This window comes from Streptomyces shenzhenensis (genome assembly GCF_003688995.1).
Classification (GTDB): Bacteria; Actinomycetota; Actinomycetes; order Streptomycetales; family Streptomycetaceae; genus Streptomyces; species Streptomyces shenzhenensis_A.
The window spans coordinates 409,419-423,500 of record NZ_PENI01000005.1 but is presented as its reverse complement, the minus strand read 5'-3'; the positions used below and the strand labels follow the sequence as shown (position 1 = coordinate 423,500).

At 73.5% G+C, this 14,082-nt stretch carries 15 protein-coding genes; 7 read left to right on the top strand and 8 right to left on the bottom strand.

The window, feature by feature from the left end; all coding sequences use genetic code 11:
* On the top strand, nt 1-158 hold a 158-nt coding region (locus CTZ28_RS11640; protein ID WP_310887601.1), incomplete at its 5' end, for a glycoside hydrolase family 19 protein.
* Between the two features lie 93 nt (nt 159-251).
* Here the strand turns inward: CTZ28_RS11640 and CTZ28_RS11635 are convergent.
* The 6 genes from CTZ28_RS11635 to CTZ28_RS11610 all read right to left on the bottom strand — a co-directional run bounded on the left by CTZ28_RS11635 (nt 252) and on the right by CTZ28_RS11610 (nt 6,064).
* On the bottom strand, nt 252-725 hold the full coding sequence (locus CTZ28_RS11635) for an SRPBCC family protein (protein WP_121889223.1): 474 nt from the start codon (nt 723-725) through the stop codon (nt 252-254).
* A 59-nt stretch (nt 726-784) separates the two neighbouring features.
* Nucleotides 785-1,414: a class F sortase gene (locus CTZ28_RS11630; RefSeq protein ID WP_121889222.1), complete on the bottom strand. Its 630-nt coding sequence runs from the start codon at nt 1,412-1,414 to the stop codon at nt 785-787.
* Nucleotides 1,415-1,522: 108 nt separating this feature from the next.
* Entirely contained in the window at nt 1,523-1,933 is a 411-nt protein-coding gene (locus CTZ28_RS11625) for a hypothetical protein (RefSeq protein ID WP_121889221.1), read from the bottom strand.
* 222 nt (nt 1,934-2,155) lie between these two features.
* Entirely contained in the window at nt 2,156-2,608 is a 453-nt protein-coding gene (locus CTZ28_RS11620; protein ID WP_121889220.1) for a flavodoxin family protein, read from the bottom strand.
* 81 nt (nt 2,609-2,689) lie between these two features.
* Nucleotides 2,690-4,018: a lipase family protein gene (locus CTZ28_RS11615; RefSeq protein WP_121889219.1), complete on the bottom strand. Its 1,329-nt coding sequence runs from the start codon at nt 4,016-4,018 to the stop codon at nt 2,690-2,692.
* Between the two features lie 141 nt (nt 4,019-4,159).
* Nucleotides 4,160-6,064 (bottom strand): DUF1996 domain-containing protein, encoded by a 1,905-nt coding sequence (locus tag CTZ28_RS11610; RefSeq protein ID WP_121889218.1) that lies wholly within the window; start codon nt 6,062-6,064, stop codon nt 4,160-4,162.
* Nucleotides 6,065-6,564: 500 nt separating this feature from the next.
* Between CTZ28_RS11610 and CTZ28_RS46925 the strand changes: the two genes are divergently transcribed.
* From CTZ28_RS46925 to CTZ28_RS11595, 3 genes are all read left to right on the top strand, one after another.
* Entirely contained in the window at nt 6,565-7,740 is a 1,176-nt protein-coding gene (locus CTZ28_RS46925) for a C40 family peptidase (RefSeq protein ID WP_183154347.1), read from the top strand.
* Nucleotides 7,741-8,134: 394 nt separating this feature from the next.
* A complete protein-coding gene (locus CTZ28_RS46920) occupies nt 8,135-8,344 on the top strand; it encodes a hypothetical protein (RefSeq protein ID WP_183154346.1) in 210 nt (69 codons plus the stop codon).
* 167 nt (nt 8,345-8,511) lie between these two features.
* A complete protein-coding gene (locus CTZ28_RS11595) occupies nt 8,512-9,876 on the top strand; it encodes an FAD-dependent oxidoreductase (RefSeq protein WP_121889216.1) in 1,365 nt (454 codons plus the stop codon).
* A 78-nt stretch (nt 9,877-9,954) separates the two neighbouring features.
* Here the strand turns inward: CTZ28_RS11595 and CTZ28_RS11590 are convergent, their stop codons facing one another.
* Together CTZ28_RS11590 and CTZ28_RS11585 are read right to left on the bottom strand one after the other, a co-directional pair.
* On the bottom strand, nt 9,955-11,145 hold the full coding sequence (locus CTZ28_RS11590) for a GDSL-type esterase/lipase family protein (RefSeq protein ID WP_121889215.1): 1,191 nt from the start codon (nt 11,143-11,145) through the stop codon (nt 9,955-9,957).
* A gap of 72 nt (nt 11,146-11,217) precedes the next feature.
* Nucleotides 11,218-11,787, bottom strand: coding sequence for a TetR/AcrR family transcriptional regulator (locus CTZ28_RS11585; RefSeq protein ID WP_121889214.1), 570 nt, complete (start codon nt 11,785-11,787; stop codon nt 11,218-11,220).
* A 71-nt stretch (nt 11,788-11,858) separates the two neighbouring features.
* On the opposite strand from CTZ28_RS11585, the gene CTZ28_RS11580 reads away from it, so the two are divergent.
* From CTZ28_RS11580 to CTZ28_RS11570, 3 genes are all read left to right on the top strand, one after another.
* A complete protein-coding gene (locus tag CTZ28_RS11580; protein ID WP_121889213.1) occupies nt 11,859-12,356 on the top strand; it encodes an FBP domain-containing protein in 498 nt (165 codons plus the stop codon).
* Between the two features lie 143 nt (nt 12,357-12,499).
* A complete protein-coding gene (locus tag CTZ28_RS11575; protein WP_121889212.1) occupies nt 12,500-13,687 on the top strand; it encodes a hypothetical protein in 1,188 nt (395 codons plus the stop codon).
* A gap of 44 nt (nt 13,688-13,731) precedes the next feature.
* Complete coding sequence (locus CTZ28_RS11570) at nt 13,732-14,019, top strand: DUF1232 domain-containing protein (RefSeq protein WP_121889211.1); 288 nt, start codon at nt 13,732-13,734, stop codon at nt 14,017-14,019.
* Nucleotides 14,020-14,082 lie beyond the last annotated feature (63 nt).

Below are 14,082 nucleotides of genomic sequence, written 5' to 3'. Positions count from 1 at the left end.
TGGTCGGCGGCGCCGGCTTCGGCCAGACCATCCGCTCCATCAACGGCTCCCTCGAATGCGACGGCAGAAACCCCGCCCAGGTACAGAGCCGCGTCGACGCCTACCAGCGCTTCACCCAGATCCTCGGAGTGGCACCCGGCGCCAACCTCTACTGCTGATCCACCGCTCCCCCGCCACGGCCGGCACACTCACACCGGCCGTGGCGGCCCCTTCGGCCGCCACGCCTGACGGGCGATACGTCCCGGATCCGGTCATCGGGGGTCCTCGACCTCGTCCTCGACGAGACGGGCGAGCTTGTCCAGGGACATCCGGGTGCCGAGTTCGTTGTCCGCCCGGGGGACGACGTCCGGGACGCCCTCGTGGACCATGACGACCTCCGTCACACCATCCTCCTCGATGAGCGAGGTCGTCAGCGTCATCGCGCCGCGCAGTGCCTCGTCGTCGGTCTCGAACTCGATGGTCTCGACGATCAGTTCGTCCGGCACGAGCCGGGTGAAGCGACCGTGACAGGTGTCCGTGTGCGCGCCGGACTTGCCCACGCCGCGCGGGTCGTCGTAGGTGAGGGACACCCGGAACGTCCCGCCCTCACGGGCGTCGAACGCGTGCACGACGGCGGTCATGCCGTCGGGCACCCGCCAGACGGCGACCGCGGCCGGATCGAGGAGGGTCCGGTACACGGCGGCGCGGGGCGCCCGCACACGCCTGGAGACTCGGGTCGCATACATGCCGTCAACCTACTGCTGCCCGCTGACAGCCGCGGCCCGGGAGCGCCCGGGCCCCGGTGTCAGACGAGGTGGGCGAAGACCACCAGGTTCTCCGTGTAGTCCTCGGTCGCGTGGTCGTAGTCCCCGGCGCAGGTGATCAGGCGCGCCTCGGCGCGGGGCGTGTCGGCGTAGACACGGCGGTTGGGGAAGGCGCCCTTCTCGAACGTCTCGGCGCTGTCGACCACGAAGACGGCGTCCTTCCCGTCGGCGCGCCGCACCGTGAACCGGTCTCCGGTGTGAAGTTCCTCCAGTCCGGCGAAGACGGCGGCGGAGGTCTTGGTGTCGACGTGACCGGCGATGATCGCGGTGCCGGTCTCGCCGGGTGCGGTGCCCTTGGCGTACCAGCCGACGAGGTTCACGTCCTCGGCGGGCGGCGCCTGCAACTGCCCCGACGCGCTCAGGGCGAGATCGGTGAACGGGGCGTCGACGCCGATCCTCGGGATGAGCAGCCGCGTCGGCCGGGACCAGGGCAGATGTGCTCCGACCGGTTGGGACGTGGCGCCCTCCTGCGCCGGGTCGGCGGAGTGGGGCGTCTTTCCGTTGAGCAGGCCGGCGGCCAGGAGGACGATCGCGACACCCCACATCATCAGGTGTCCGGAGGAACGCGATCCCTGCTCGGCAAGGGTCGGGGAGGAGTCGGGAGCTGCCATCGGACACCACCTCACTCGGGCACGGCAGCGCAGCGGTCACGGCGTGCGGGTTGCCGGCCGCCGGCACGGAGCGCCCGGCGGCCGCGGCCCGTGGGTCGCCGTCGCGGGTCAGAAGGCCGACCCGCCGGTGTGCTTGCGGCGCAGCGCGTAGACGCCGGTGCCGAGGAAGGCCAGGACGGCCAGGCCGCCGGCGGTGACACCCGGTGCGGCGAGGGCGCCGCCACCGGTGTGCATTCCGCCGTTGGGCCGGTCCTCCTGGTCCTCGTCGCTCCACGAGTCCTTGTTCCGTTCGCCGTCCGAGCCGTCCGAGCCGTTCTCCTTCTCGTTGCCGTTGTCGTTGCCGGAGTTGTCCTTGTACGTCTCGGGGTCGAACCTGCTGTCGTCGCCGCTGTCCGAGCTCCAGTTGTCGCGCACTGCCGCAGCGAGCACGCCACCGCCCGAGGCATGGGCGCCGGGGGCGGCGATCACGATGGCGGCCGAGGCGACCGCCGTGGCCAGGGTCAAGCGGGCAGAGTGCATCAGGGAATCCTTCCGCCGTGGCGCGGGCAGCCGATACCGCATCAGCTGAGATCACCCGGGCCTCGACATGAACCACCGTCAGTCACACCCTCGGCTCGCACCATCCGGGCCGCCCAGCCGGGTTACCACCGCACTCCGCCCGGCCCACTGCGGCGACGTGGTGCGGTGTTCGAGGAGGGCACCACCGGAGCACGGGTGCCCGGGGCCCCTGCGGGACGCCGCTCAGCCGGCGAGCCCCGCGGCGACGGTCGCGCCCAGCTCCCAGCACGCCTCGATGTCGGCCTTGGCGGGCTCGCCCGTCACGGTCACGGCCTCGGCCGCGCGGCGCCAGCCGAGACCGGTGGTGATCGACTCGATCCCGCGCACCGCACCGGTGACGTCGTTCCCGCCGTGCACGTAGTAGCCGAAGGGCCGGCCGCGGGTCTCGTCCAGGCAGGGGTAGTAGATCTGGTCGAAGAAATGCTTGAGCGCGCCGGACAGATAGCCGAGGTTCGCCGGGGTGCCGAGCAGATACCCGTCCGCGGCCAGGACATCGCTAGCGGTCGCGGACAGTGCGGCCCGCCGTACCACCCGTACGCCCTCGATCTCCGGTGTGGTGGCGCCCGCCACGACGGCCTCGAACATCGCCTGGCAGTGCGGCGACGGGGTGTGATGCACGATCAGCAAGGTAGCCACACCCCGCACCCTGCCGCGGCGGGCCTCCCCGGCGCAAACGGCGCCCGGCGCGGCGCTCGACGCACCGGCCGGGCTCGGGGGTCAGGGCTGGGCGGGCAGGGTCGCGCAGGTGCCGGCGGCGGTACGGCCGTACAGGCGGTCGGCGAGCCAGGTGACGGCGGCGCCCTGGTCGGTCAGCAGCGGGGCGAAGTGGTTGAGCAGGGCGCGGCCGAGATCGGGCAGGACCACCGGTACGTACGTCACCTCGGCGCCCGCACGGCACCAGTCGGCGGCGAGCCGGCGGGCCTGTGCGTGCGGGACGAGGTCGTCCATGACGCCGGTCGCCACCCGCACCGGGCCGGCCGGCCTGAGCCGGCCGATTCGCTGTGCGTCCAGGAAGGAGTGGAGCGCGGGCTCCGTCCGGATGATGTCGCCGATCGACCGGCCGTCGTCGGTCCAGGCCGTGCTGCGTCGGGAGGTGTAGTGGAGGATCGCGTCGCCGACGCACATGGTGGACAGGTCGGCGAGCGCGGCCCGGCCCGCGGCGTTCAGGTGGGCCTCGGCGATCGGCTTCAGGTCCGGGTCGGACTGCAGGAACCCGTTGATCGCCCAGCCGAGCGCGCCGGCCAGGTCGCTGCCGTCGATCGCCTCGGTGACCTCGGTGAGGTCGGCGGGCGGTGCGCCCGCGTAGGTGCCGCTCAGGGTCACGTCAGGCGCGTAGGAGGGCTGGAGTTCGGCCGCGGCGGCGGTCGCGCCGCCGCCCTCGCTGTAGCCGAAGAGGCCCACGCGCGACTCGGGAGTGATCGAGGCGCCGGCGACGGACCGGGCGGCGCGTACGGCGTCCAGCACGGCGTGGCCCCCGTCGACCCGGTTGACGTAGGTGTGCAGCCGGTCGGTGGCGCCCAGGCCGACGTAGTCGGTGACGACGACCGCGATGCCCTTGGCGAGCAGGCGGTAGATCGCCAGGTCCTCGTAACCGACCGACACGGTAAGGCCGTTGAACAGCAGCGGATGTTCCAGGCCCAGGGAGGCGGCGCACTGGTCGCCCTGTCCCATGGTGCCGGGGGCGAGGGCGACGAGGGGCCGGGCTCCCCCGCCCCGCCAGGCCGCCGCCGGTTCCAGATAGGCGCCCGTCACCGCCGCGGGGCGGCCGGCCGAGTCGGTGGACTTGTACATCAGCCGGGTGGCCCGGCCCGGCAGCGGGCCGTTGATGCTCGGCAGGCTGAGCGCCAGCGGCAGCGGTTCGCTGCGGATCAGGGCGCCGTCGGCCGCGGGCAGGGCGGCGGGCGGCTGGTAGAAGGCGGGGATGGGGACGCCTCGGGAGACGACAGTGTCGGGTGCGGTGGCCGCGGCGGCGGGCACGGCCTGGACGCCGAGACAGGCCGCCGTGACGGTGACGGCGAGCGACAGCAGACGGGTACGCAAGGGCATGACGGACCTCCTGGGCGCAGTCCTCTACTCCGGAGCGGCTCCCAGGACCGTAACGACAAGGTGTTACCGGCGGTAGCACCTGGAACATTACGGTTGAGTAATGTGACGGTACGTCATGCCCGGTGCGTGAGACCCGGAGCGTCAGGCCCGGCGTCCCGTCCGGCGCAGGACCACGAAGCCCGCGATCACGAGCGCCGCGCCGAGCGCCGCCGGCCACAGCCGCGCACCCGTGTCCGCGAGTCCGCCCTCGACCGCCTGCGGCTCGGTCCCTCCGGTGGCGGACGCATCGCCGGCTTCGGCGGCGACCGCCGTCCCGGCCGGTGCGGGCCCCGTCGTCGGCGTGCCGTCCTCCGCGTCCGCGCCGCCGGGCGCCGCGGCCGAGGCGGTCCTGCCGGGCGAGGCCGACGCGTAGACCCGCGGTGCCGTGGTTCCGGAGACGGCGGGCGCGCCCGTGTCGGCCGGCTCGGTGGCCGGCGCATCGGCCGGGGGCTCGGCGGACTGCTCGCCGGTGGTACCACCGGGTTCCGGCTCCGCGCCGGTGCCGGCCGTGGGAGCGGCGCTGGACGCCGGCGGCTCGCTGGGCTCCTCGCTCGGTGCGGGGGCGGCGTCGGCGCCGCATGTCCCGCCGGTGTTGATGCAGTCGACCATCTCCCCCATCAGGTCCTCGTCGAAGACGTTGATGAAGTCACCGTGGTCCGTGACGGGCTTGTGCAGCTGCTCGGGGAAGGAGTCCACCGCGAACAGCGGGACCGCCCGCCCGCCGTCGGCCAGACTCGGCGCGTCGACGTCGTAGACGATGCGCTGCACCAGCTGCGGAATCGCCCGGAACCCGGCGGGGCAGCCGCCGTCGGCGCCGGCGAAGGCCACATGCGTGCGGTGGTTGGCGCTGTCGATGTTGCGGCCGTCCCAGCAGCCCTGGAACGCGAAGGTGCGCACCACGTCGCTGCCGGCCGGGCACAGCGGGTACTTGTCCTTCACCTGCCGGTCCTCGAACCCGGTGCAGCTCCAGGAGGCGTTGGCGTTCGCGGGGCCGTTGACGAACGCCTTCGCGTCTCCGGTGATGATCCGCAGCAGCCGCGGCATGGCCGTGACCTTCTCGCGCGGGTTGCCCACGAAGGTGAGGGTGACCTGCCGGGGCGTGACGATCTGACCGGCGTTGCCCTCGGTGCCGCCACCGGGCGCGTCGGCGTCCCGCTCCCGGGTACCGTTCTGCAGGCGCAGCACCGGCCAGTAGTACGAGGACTTGTCACCCTTGTCCACACAGCTGGTGTCCGCGCCCGCCAGGTCCTCGTCGCTGGCGAAGGCGCTGTTGGCCTGATTGCCGATGTAGTCGTGGAAGTGGTGGGCGCCGTTGGAGACGCCCGGGGCCACGATCACGTTGTCGGAGTTGAACAGGCCGCCCGCGTTGACGCCGCAGCTGCTGGTGAAGCTGCCCCGGGAGGCGTCGGCGGTCCGGGGCGGGCTCTGGGCGCCGGGCTGGACCGTGGTGATGTCCTGGTAGTCCGAGGCGACCGGTCCGTTTCCTCCCTGGCCGCTGCCCTGCGCCGGCCCGCCGCCGCTCTGGTCCTGGCCGCCCCCGTTCTGCTCCTGCGCGGCACCGTCCTGGCCCCCGCCGCCGTCCGTGCCGTCGCCCGACGGGCCGTCGGCCGGGCGCAGGGAGCACTCGGCCAGTTCGTCCAGGCCCTGCGGACGGTCCCCCTCCTGGTCGATCGCGTCGGTGATCCGGCCGATCGTCGCCGCCCGCTTCTCCTTGAGCGGGTCCATGAGGGCACCGCCGGTGAACCCGGGGTCCTGCCGCTCGGCCTGTGGCGTCTCCTGGAACTGCCGGTAGGCGGCCGCGATCTGCTCGTCCAACAGGGCCAGTTCCCGGTCGACCTCACCCCGGGCGCCGTCCGGCACGCTGGTCAGGCGGGTGCCGACGTCGGGGCAGTCGATCGTCGCCGCGCCCGCGGTCGGCACCGGGCCGTCCCCGCTCGCCTCCTGACCCCAGCCCTCGGCGGCCGACGCGTAGACGTTCGCCGCTATCAGCCCGCCTCCGCCCAGCATCAGTGCGACCGCTGCGAAGGTCGCGCGCCGTGCGCCTGTCGGCCGTCTGCGCGTGTTGCGTCCCACGGAAGTACCCCTGCGTCTCAGGTCGTCTCGGCATGGAAATCCCCCCGCCCCATACGGATCCGGGGAGCCATGTGTTCAACCGCCTCACAGATTCACGGACACCTCATAGCGAATGCAAGGAACGGCCCGTCGGCAACTGCCCATTCCACACAGGCGTATCGGGCATATCGCGCTTCAACCTTCACACGAGGCACACACGTTGGCTAGGTTGACGCCCAGGCCGCCCGGTCCCCCCGGCGAACCCCGTCGGGCCGCGCGGCCGCCGCCGAGTCCGGTGGCCGCCGTAACGGCCGCAGCCGGGGACCCGACCGACGCTGAGGTGAATCGGCCCGACCGCCCCTGCGGGCAAGGGCCGTGGGGCACGCCTTCCGGAACCGACCGCCCGCACCCGGCAGTCGACTCGACAGGCGGAGTACGGAGGGAGTGCGTCGCCCATGGCGCCGGAGAGCCGCGACGAGGTCCGGCAACGGATCGACAGCCTCTACGACCAGGCCGAGAACGCCACCGGGAACTTCAACGCGACGCGTGCGATGACCGCGAGGACACGGACACGTGGCGTCCCGCTGCGCAAGCGGCCGGGCGAGGGCGGCGATCCCGCCCTCGACGAGGTCGCCCGGCAGTGGTTCGACGTGGCACGCGCGAAACTGGGTCCGACCGTTCCGGCCGTGCTCCCGGCCGACCGGATGCCGCAGCGGCCGGCCGGGCCACGGCCCGGCTCCCCCGTACGGGACGGCGGGCGCGAGGCCGCGAGCCGGCCCGTGCCCGAGCTGCCCGCAGGACCGGCAGGGCGCGCCGTCGCGGAACTGACCGGCGGCTCGCCCCCGGCGCTGCCGGCCGGATCGGCACCGGCGCTGCCCGGCGGCCCGGCGGCGCGGGACACCGACCGCTCGCTCCCGGAGCCGGCCGGCCGGTCACTCCCCGAGCTGCCCGCGGGGCCCGTCGCCGCGCCGCCCATGGTGCCCAGGCAACGGCGGGAACCCGGCCCGCCCAGGGCGCTGCCCGCGCCCGCCACCGGGCCGCGCAGGCCCTCACCTGCCGAGTCCAAGGAGAACAACCGCCGCAGGCTCGCCGCGGCACGCGAGGTGCTGACCCGGTACGCCGTGCCGCAGCCGGCGCCGGCCGCGGTGAGCGCGCCCCGGCCGGAGGCGGACCTGTCCCTCGGCTCCCCCGGCACCGGTTCCCCGGTCGGCACGGGGACCTTCGCCGCCGGCACGCTGACCGGCACGGGGTCCGTCGCTCCTGCGGGGACCGGTGGCCGGGCCGCACAGGCCGTGGCCTTCGCCCGGGCGCAGATCGGACGGCCGTGTGTCTGGGGTGCGACCGGGCCCGGCTCGTACGACTACGCCAGCCTCACCCAGGCCGCCTGGAGGGCCGCGGGGGTGTCCCTGCCGCGTTCGGCGCAGGAGCAGGCCCACGCGGGCACCCCGGTCGCGCTCACCGGGATCCAGGACGGCGACCTCGTCTTCTTCTTCGACAACGACAGCCACGTCGGCCTCTACGTCGGCAACGGCATGATGGTGCACGCGCCGGGCCCGGGGTCGGCGATCCGCGAGGAGTCGATCTTCGGCGCCGGGGAGTCGGCGATCCACCGGGTGATACGGCCCGCTTGACCCCGGCCGGCCCCGGGCAGACGGTCCGCTCCAGGTGTGACGGCTTGATCGGGCGGACGGGTCTGGTGGGGTACCGCGGGCCGGTCAGGCACGGGGGCGAGCGGGGTCGGGCCACGCCGGAGCGGAACACGAGGCGAACGCTGCCGAACGGGCCGGACCCCGCGATCCGCACGACCACCGCCGGCATCGCCGCGCCACGCGCGTCAGCCGCGGCCGGACCCTGCGGGGCGCTGTCGCCGGCGGGCCGCACGCACCCCGCCACGAGGTCCGTCATCGCCCCGTCGGCCTGCGCCGAACGGGCCAGCGTCGAAGAACCCGTGGTCCCTGTGTGCGGCGAGGGTGCGAGCGTGAGCCGTGGCAAGACCCCGCAGGGGTACTGTCGCCAGCGGGCCGCGTGCGCGCCGCCACGAGGTCCGTCACCGGCTTGCTGGTCGGCGCCGGACGGGCCGCGTCGAAGGACCCGGTGGTCCGGGTCGAGCCGCCGGGGATGCCCGTCCCGCAGTGGACCGACGGGTCGGCCTGCGGCGCGGAGACGACGGCCTCGCCCATGGCCCGCTCCGAACGCGGCACCGGGACCGTCGTGTCGGGCAGGCCGTGTCCGTGACGCCGTTGGGTCCCGTGGGCCCAAGCGCCGGGTACGATCGTTTCGGCGTCGTCGACGCATAAGATCGCCTTATGAGGTCATAGAGCGGACCCGCGTACTAACTTAGGTCTGCCTTAGTTTAGGCTTCCCGTTCGAGTCGCCCATCATCGCTCGAAGGGAACCTGATCATGCCGCGCCCCCTGCGGGTAGCCATCGTCGGAGCCGGCCCCGCCGGGATCTACGCCGCCGACGCCCTGCTCAAATCCGAGGTGGCGGCCGAGCCCGGCGTCTCCGTGGACCTCTTCGAGCGGATGCCCGCGCCCTTCGGCCTGATCCGTTACGGCGTCGCTCCCGACCACCCCCGCATCAAGGGCATCGTCACGGCCCTGCACCAGGTGCTCGACAAGCCGCAGATCCGGCTGTTCGGCAACGTCGACTACCCGACCGACATCAGCCTCGACGACCTGCGCGCCTTCTACGACGCCGTGATCTTCTCGACCGGCGCGACGGCCGACCGCGAGCTGCGCGTCCCGGGCATCGAAATGGACGGCTCGTACGGCGCCGCCGACTTCGTCTCCTGGTACGACGGCCACCCGGACGTGCCGCGCACCTGGCCCCTGAAGGCCGAGAAGGTGGCCGTGCTCGGCGTCGGCAACGTCGCGCTGGACGTGGCCCGCATCCTGGCCAAGACGGCCGACGAGCTGCTGCCGACGGAGATCCCGCCGAACGTGTACGACGGTCTCAAGGCCAACAGGGCCCGGGAGATCCATGTGTTCGGCAGGCGCGGCCCGGCCCAGGCGAAGTTCAGCCCGATGGAGCTGCGCGAACTGGACCACTCCCCGAACATCGAGGTCATCGTCGACCCCGAGGACATCGACTACGACAAGGGCTCGATCGAGACCCGGCGCGGCAACAAGCAGGCCGACATGGTCGCCAAGACGCTGGAGAACTGGGCGATCCGCGACGTCGGCGACCGGCCGCACAAGCTGTTCCTGCACTTCTTCGAGTCGCCGACGGAGCTTCTCGGCGCGGACGGCGAGGTCGTCGGCCTGCGCACCGAGCGCACCGCCCTCGACGGCACCGGCAACGTCAAGGGCACCGGGACCTTCAAGGACTGGGACGTCACGGCGGTCTACCGGGCCGTGGGCTATCTGTCCGAGAAGCTGCCCAAGCTGCCGTGGGACGTCGACTCCGGCACCGTCCCGGACGAGGGCGGCCGGGTCATCGAGGAGAGCGGCGCGCACCTGCAGTCCACGTATGTCACCGGCTGGATCCGGCGCGGTCCCGTCGGTCTGATCGGTCACACCAAGGGCGACGCGAACGAGACGGTGTCCAACCTCCTGGACGACTACGCGAACGGCCGCCTGCACGCGCCCGAGTCGCCCGCACCGGAGGCCGTGGACGCGTTCCTCACCGGCCGGAACGTCCGTTTCACCACCTGGGACGGCTGGTACCGGCTCGACGCCGCCGAGAAGGCGCTGGGTGAGCCGCAGAGCCGTGAGCGCGTGAAGATCGTCGAGCGTGCGGACATGCTCCGGGAGAGCGGGGCGTAAGCAGCGACGCGGACGTGGGCCGGCGTGCGGTGACCGCACGCCGGCCCACGTCTGTGCGCACCACGGCCCGCCGGGACGTCACCCGTGGGTCGCGCCGTCCGCGAAGGGGCCGTCGGCGGCGAAGGCCCGGTCGGCGAAGCGCTCGCCGACGAGACGGTGGGTGGCGGCGTCCGGGTGCAGCTCGTCGGGAAGCGGCAGCCGGGCGTTGTCGGCCTCGCCGTACAGGTCGAGGCCGTCGAGGTAGGACAGGTTGGGGTCCTCGGCCGCCCGCTGGGCCACGATCCGCGCCAGCTCGGCACGGATGACCTTCAGGGTCAGCTTGCCGGCGGCGCGCTCCGCGGGATCGCCCGCGGACCGGAACCGCAGCCGCCCCTCGCCGAGGGCGGCGGGGTCCGGGAGGCTGGGGCCGGGCGTGTCCTCGTGGATGGGGCACAGCAGGGGCGAGACGAGCAGCAGTGGCGCCGTGGGGTGGCCCTCGCGGACGGTGTCGAGGAAGCCGTGTACGGCGGGCCCGAAGGCCCGCAGCCGCATCAGGTCGGTGTTGACGAGGTTGATGCCGAGCTTGAGGCTGATCAGATCGGCCGGGGTGTCCCGCAGGGCGCGGGCGACGAAGGGGTCGAGCAGGGCGCTGCCGCCCAGGCCCAGGTTGATCAGTTCCACGCTGCCGCGGGCGGCGGCGAGCGCGGGCCAGGTGGTGGTGGGGCTCGCGGCGTCGGAGCCGTGGCTGATCGAACTGCCGTGGTGCAGCCAGATCCGGCGGCCCCGGTCCGGTACGGGCGCGACGGGGGCGTCGGTGCGCAGGGCGACGAGTTCGGTGGTCTCGTTGTGCGGCAGCCAGATCTCGATGTCCTTGACGCCCTCGGGCAGGCCGGTGAAGCGGGCGGTGCCGATCGGACCGGCCCGGTGTTCCGTGGCGCCGGTGGCCAGGTCGACGGTCAGCGTGTTGCCGCCGGACACGGTGGTCCGACCGGCCGGGCTGCCGTCGACGAGCAGGTCGTAGACGCCGTCGGGCCGGGGCGGGGCGCCGGCGTAGACACGCTTGGTGGGCAGCGTGTCCAGGGCGATCGCGGTGGCCCGGGTGCGGAACACCACCCGTACGCCGGAGGGCTGCGCCTCGGCCAGGGCGAGCTGGGGGTCGGCGCACTGGGCGCGGGCCCGGGCGGGCAGCCGGTGCGGCAGCAGCCCGTGCTCGGTGCGCTCCAGGTCGAGGGCGCCGCGCAGCAGGTCGGCGGTGAGCGGGGTGGTGATCCAGTCATCGGTGAGAGGCATGGTTCCAGCCTGTTGATCGGGGTGGTCGGGTACGGCGGGGCAGGTGCGGCCGGCCGTCGGTGCCGAGTCGGGTCAGGGCGCTGGCCAGTTCCGCAGGAGGGCGTCGAGGGCGTCCAGGACGCGAGTCCAGGTCTCCTCGGTGTCGGGGGCGCTGTGGCTGAACCCGCCGCCCAGTTCCAGGCTGACGTAGCCGTGGAAGACGCTGCCCAGCAGCCGGACGGCGTGGGTCTGGTCCGGTTCCGTCAGGTCGTAGCCGCGCAGCAGGGCGCGGGTCATCCGGGCGTGCCGGACGCCCGCGCTGGCGGCGGCCGTCTCCGGGTCGAGCCGAAGCTGGGCCGCGGCGTAGCGGCCGGGGTGTTTCCGGGCGTAGTCGCGGTACACGTCGGCGAGGGCGGTCAGGGCGTCCTTGCCGGCCCGTCCGGCCAGGGCCTCGGCGGCCCGGTCGGCCAGTTCTTCCAGGGCCAGCAGGGCAATCCGGGTCTTGAGGTCCTGGGAACTCTTCACATGCGAGTACAGGCTCGCGACCTTGACGTCGAAGCGCCGGGCGAGCGCCGAGACGGTCACCTGGTCGAACCCGACCTCGTCGGCCAGTTCCGCTCCCGCCCGGGTGAGCCGTTCCGGGGTCAGTCCAGCACGTGCCATAGCCATCCTCCCATTGAGCGAAATCTATCATGCATTTGCCTAATAGCTTTAGGCAAATTAGCGTGACCTCTATGAAGCCGTTGACCGAGCAAGAGATCCGTTCCGCGTTCGTGAACTGCACGAAGGGCGAGGCGAAGCGCCTGTCCGTCCCGCGCGACCTGGCCGACCGGCCCTGGGACGACCTGGACTTCCTCGGCTGGCGCGACCCGCAGGCCCCGGATCGCGCCTACCTCGTGACCGCGCGGGACGACCGGCCCAGGGCCCTCGCGCTGCGCTCCTCGAACGCCGCGTCCTGGCAGACACGGCGCAGCATGTGCTCGCTCTGCCTGACCACCCACACCGGCGGGGTGTCCCTGATGGTCGCGACGCGGGCGGGCCGGCGCGGACAGCGCGGCGACTCGGTCGGCGTCTACATCTGCAGCGACCTCGCCTGCTCGCTGTACGTACGCGGCAAGAAGGACGCGGGCATCGGCGCGCGGCTCCAGGAGTCGCTCACCGTGGAGGAGAAGATCCAGCGGACCGTGGCGAACCTGGACGCCTTCCTCGCCAAGGTGACGGCGACGGCGTGAACGGGGCCCGCCCTCGATCGGATCGCGCGCGGGCCTGCGGCGCGCCGACGCCGGGCGCGTCCGCCGGCCCGACCCGGCCGCCGTGCCACGCTGGGCAGCGGTGATACTGGAACACGCACGCCGCCTCCACCGCAGATGGGCCCATGTCGAACTCCGCCAGTGACCGCTCCACGATCCCCGGCACGGTGTGGCAGGCCCGCGGCCGCCACACCGGCACCTCCTCGGAGGACGTCCTGCGCCGCGCCCTGCGCCGGCACAAGGACGACGGGCTCCTCGACGACTTCGCCGAACCGCCCGTGTCGGAGGACACCGCCGAGCGGGTCTTCGAGGCGCGCTGGCGGGTCGACGGCAGGGTGACGGTGCGGGCCCGGCTGACGCTCGTACCCCCGCGGGACGGGGTGGACGGGCGGGAGTGGCTGCTCGTCGCGGAGGCGGAGGGACCGTGGGAGGACCGCTGGCCGTCCCCCGCGACCCTGTTCTGGCCCGACACCGACGATGTCGCCTGGGACCACCACCACGCCGTCGCCGGGCTGCGTCTGCGCGCCGCCAACCCGGTCCCGGCGGACGACAAGGCCATGCGGCGCGCCTTCCGGAACGCCGTGCGCGGGTCCTGGTCGGTCCACCTGGTCGTGCACGAGGCCATGACCCCGGACGCGCTGGGCAGGCTGCCGCTGGCCCGGCTGCTGCCGCCGGGGCTGCGCCACCGCGTCCTGGAGCACCGGGCCGCGCCGCACCAACTGCGGGCCGTCAACTGGGCGTTGCGCGACCTGGGCGTGGAGGTGCCGCGCGGCGGAGCCGTTCTGCTGCCCCCGCAGCCGGCCCCGGACGGCTATGACGGCATGGAGTACGCCGTGCGCAGCGTCTTCCTCGACGGCTCGGAACCCGCCGAACTCGTCGACGCGCTGCGGCGCTTCACCGCACTGCCGAAGCCGTCGCCCGAGGGCGCCGCGGAGGCGCTGGCCGGCCTGCGCGACCACTGGACGCTGCTGACCCTCGAGGAGGAACTGGCCCGTGAGCGCGGGCTGGTGGCGAGGTACGCGGAGGCGCTGCAGGCGATGACCCGGTCCCGCGACCTGTACCGGGACGCCGCGGAGGCGGCCCACGAGGCACTCGCCGCCTACCGCGACGCGCCCGAGCCGCCGGCCGAGCGGCCGGGGCCGCCCGAGCCGCCTGCGGCGTCCCCGTTGCGGCAGTTCACGCGGACGTTCGCCCGACTGAAGGCCGGCGCCAAGGGGCTCGGTACCCAGGACGGTACGGCGGTCCCGGACCGGGAAAAGGAAGAGATACCCGACGACGTACCGAAGTCGGCGCGGCCGAAGACCGAGAGCTGACCGAAGAGCGGCCGGGAAGAGCAGGAAACGGACAGGAGTTCACCATGGACACGACCACGACCGTGCTGCTGGTCGCCGCCGTGCTCGCGGCAGCCGTGCTCGCCGTGGCCATCGTCCTGCTGGTCCGGCTGGTCCGCGCCCGGCAGACGCTGCAGCGGGCCGGGCTGCCCACCGGACCGCGCTGGATCTTCTGGGGCGCCGTCCTCTATCTGGTGCTGCCGGCCGACCTGCTGCCCGACCCGGTGTACCTCGACGACATCGGCGTACTGCTGCTCGCGCTGCGCAGTCTGCGCAGCGGGCCGACGCTGCCGACGGACGGCACGAAGTCCTGATCCCTTCCCCCGGGAGGTGGACGCCTGTCGGGCTCTCCTGCGGGGCACCGGCGGACAGTCACT

Coding starts and splice junctions, on each gene's coding strand:
- CTZ28_RS11575 (WP_121889212.1), top strand. CDS start 12,500: ATGTCGAACTCCGCCAGTGACCGCTCCACGATCCCCGGCACGGTGTGG.
- CTZ28_RS11610 (WP_121889218.1), bottom strand. CDS start 6,064: ATGCTGGGCGGAGGCGGGCTGATAGCGGCGAACGTCTACGCGTCGGCC.
- CTZ28_RS11590 (WP_121889215.1), bottom strand. CDS start 11,145: ATGCCTCTCACCGATGACTGGATCACCACCCCGCTCACCGCCGACCTG.
- CTZ28_RS11585 (WP_121889214.1), bottom strand. CDS start 11,787: ATGGCACGTGCTGGACTGACCCCGGAACGGCTCACCCGGGCGGGAGCG.
- CTZ28_RS11635 (WP_121889223.1), bottom strand. CDS start 725: ATGTATGCGACCCGAGTCTCCAGGCGTGTGCGGGCGCCCCGCGCCGCC.
- CTZ28_RS11595 (WP_121889216.1), top strand. CDS start 8,512: ATGCCGCGCCCCCTGCGGGTAGCCATCGTCGGAGCCGGCCCCGCCGGG.
- CTZ28_RS11580 (WP_121889213.1), top strand. CDS start 11,859: ATGAAGCCGTTGACCGAGCAAGAGATCCGTTCCGCGTTCGTGAACTGC.
- CTZ28_RS46925 (WP_183154347.1), top strand. CDS start 6,565: ATGGCGCCGGAGAGCCGCGACGAGGTCCGGCAACGGATCGACAGCCTC.
- CTZ28_RS11630 (WP_121889222.1), bottom strand. CDS start 1,414: ATGGCAGCTCCCGACTCCTCCCCGACCCTTGCCGAGCAGGGATCGCGT.
- CTZ28_RS11615 (WP_121889219.1), bottom strand. CDS start 4,018: ATGCCCTTGCGTACCCGTCTGCTGTCGCTCGCCGTCACCGTCACGGCG.
- CTZ28_RS11625 (WP_121889221.1), bottom strand. CDS start 1,933: ATGCACTCTGCCCGCTTGACCCTGGCCACGGCGGTCGCCTCGGCCGCC.
- CTZ28_RS11570 (WP_121889211.1), top strand. CDS start 13,732: ATGGACACGACCACGACCGTGCTGCTGGTCGCCGCCGTGCTCGCGGCA.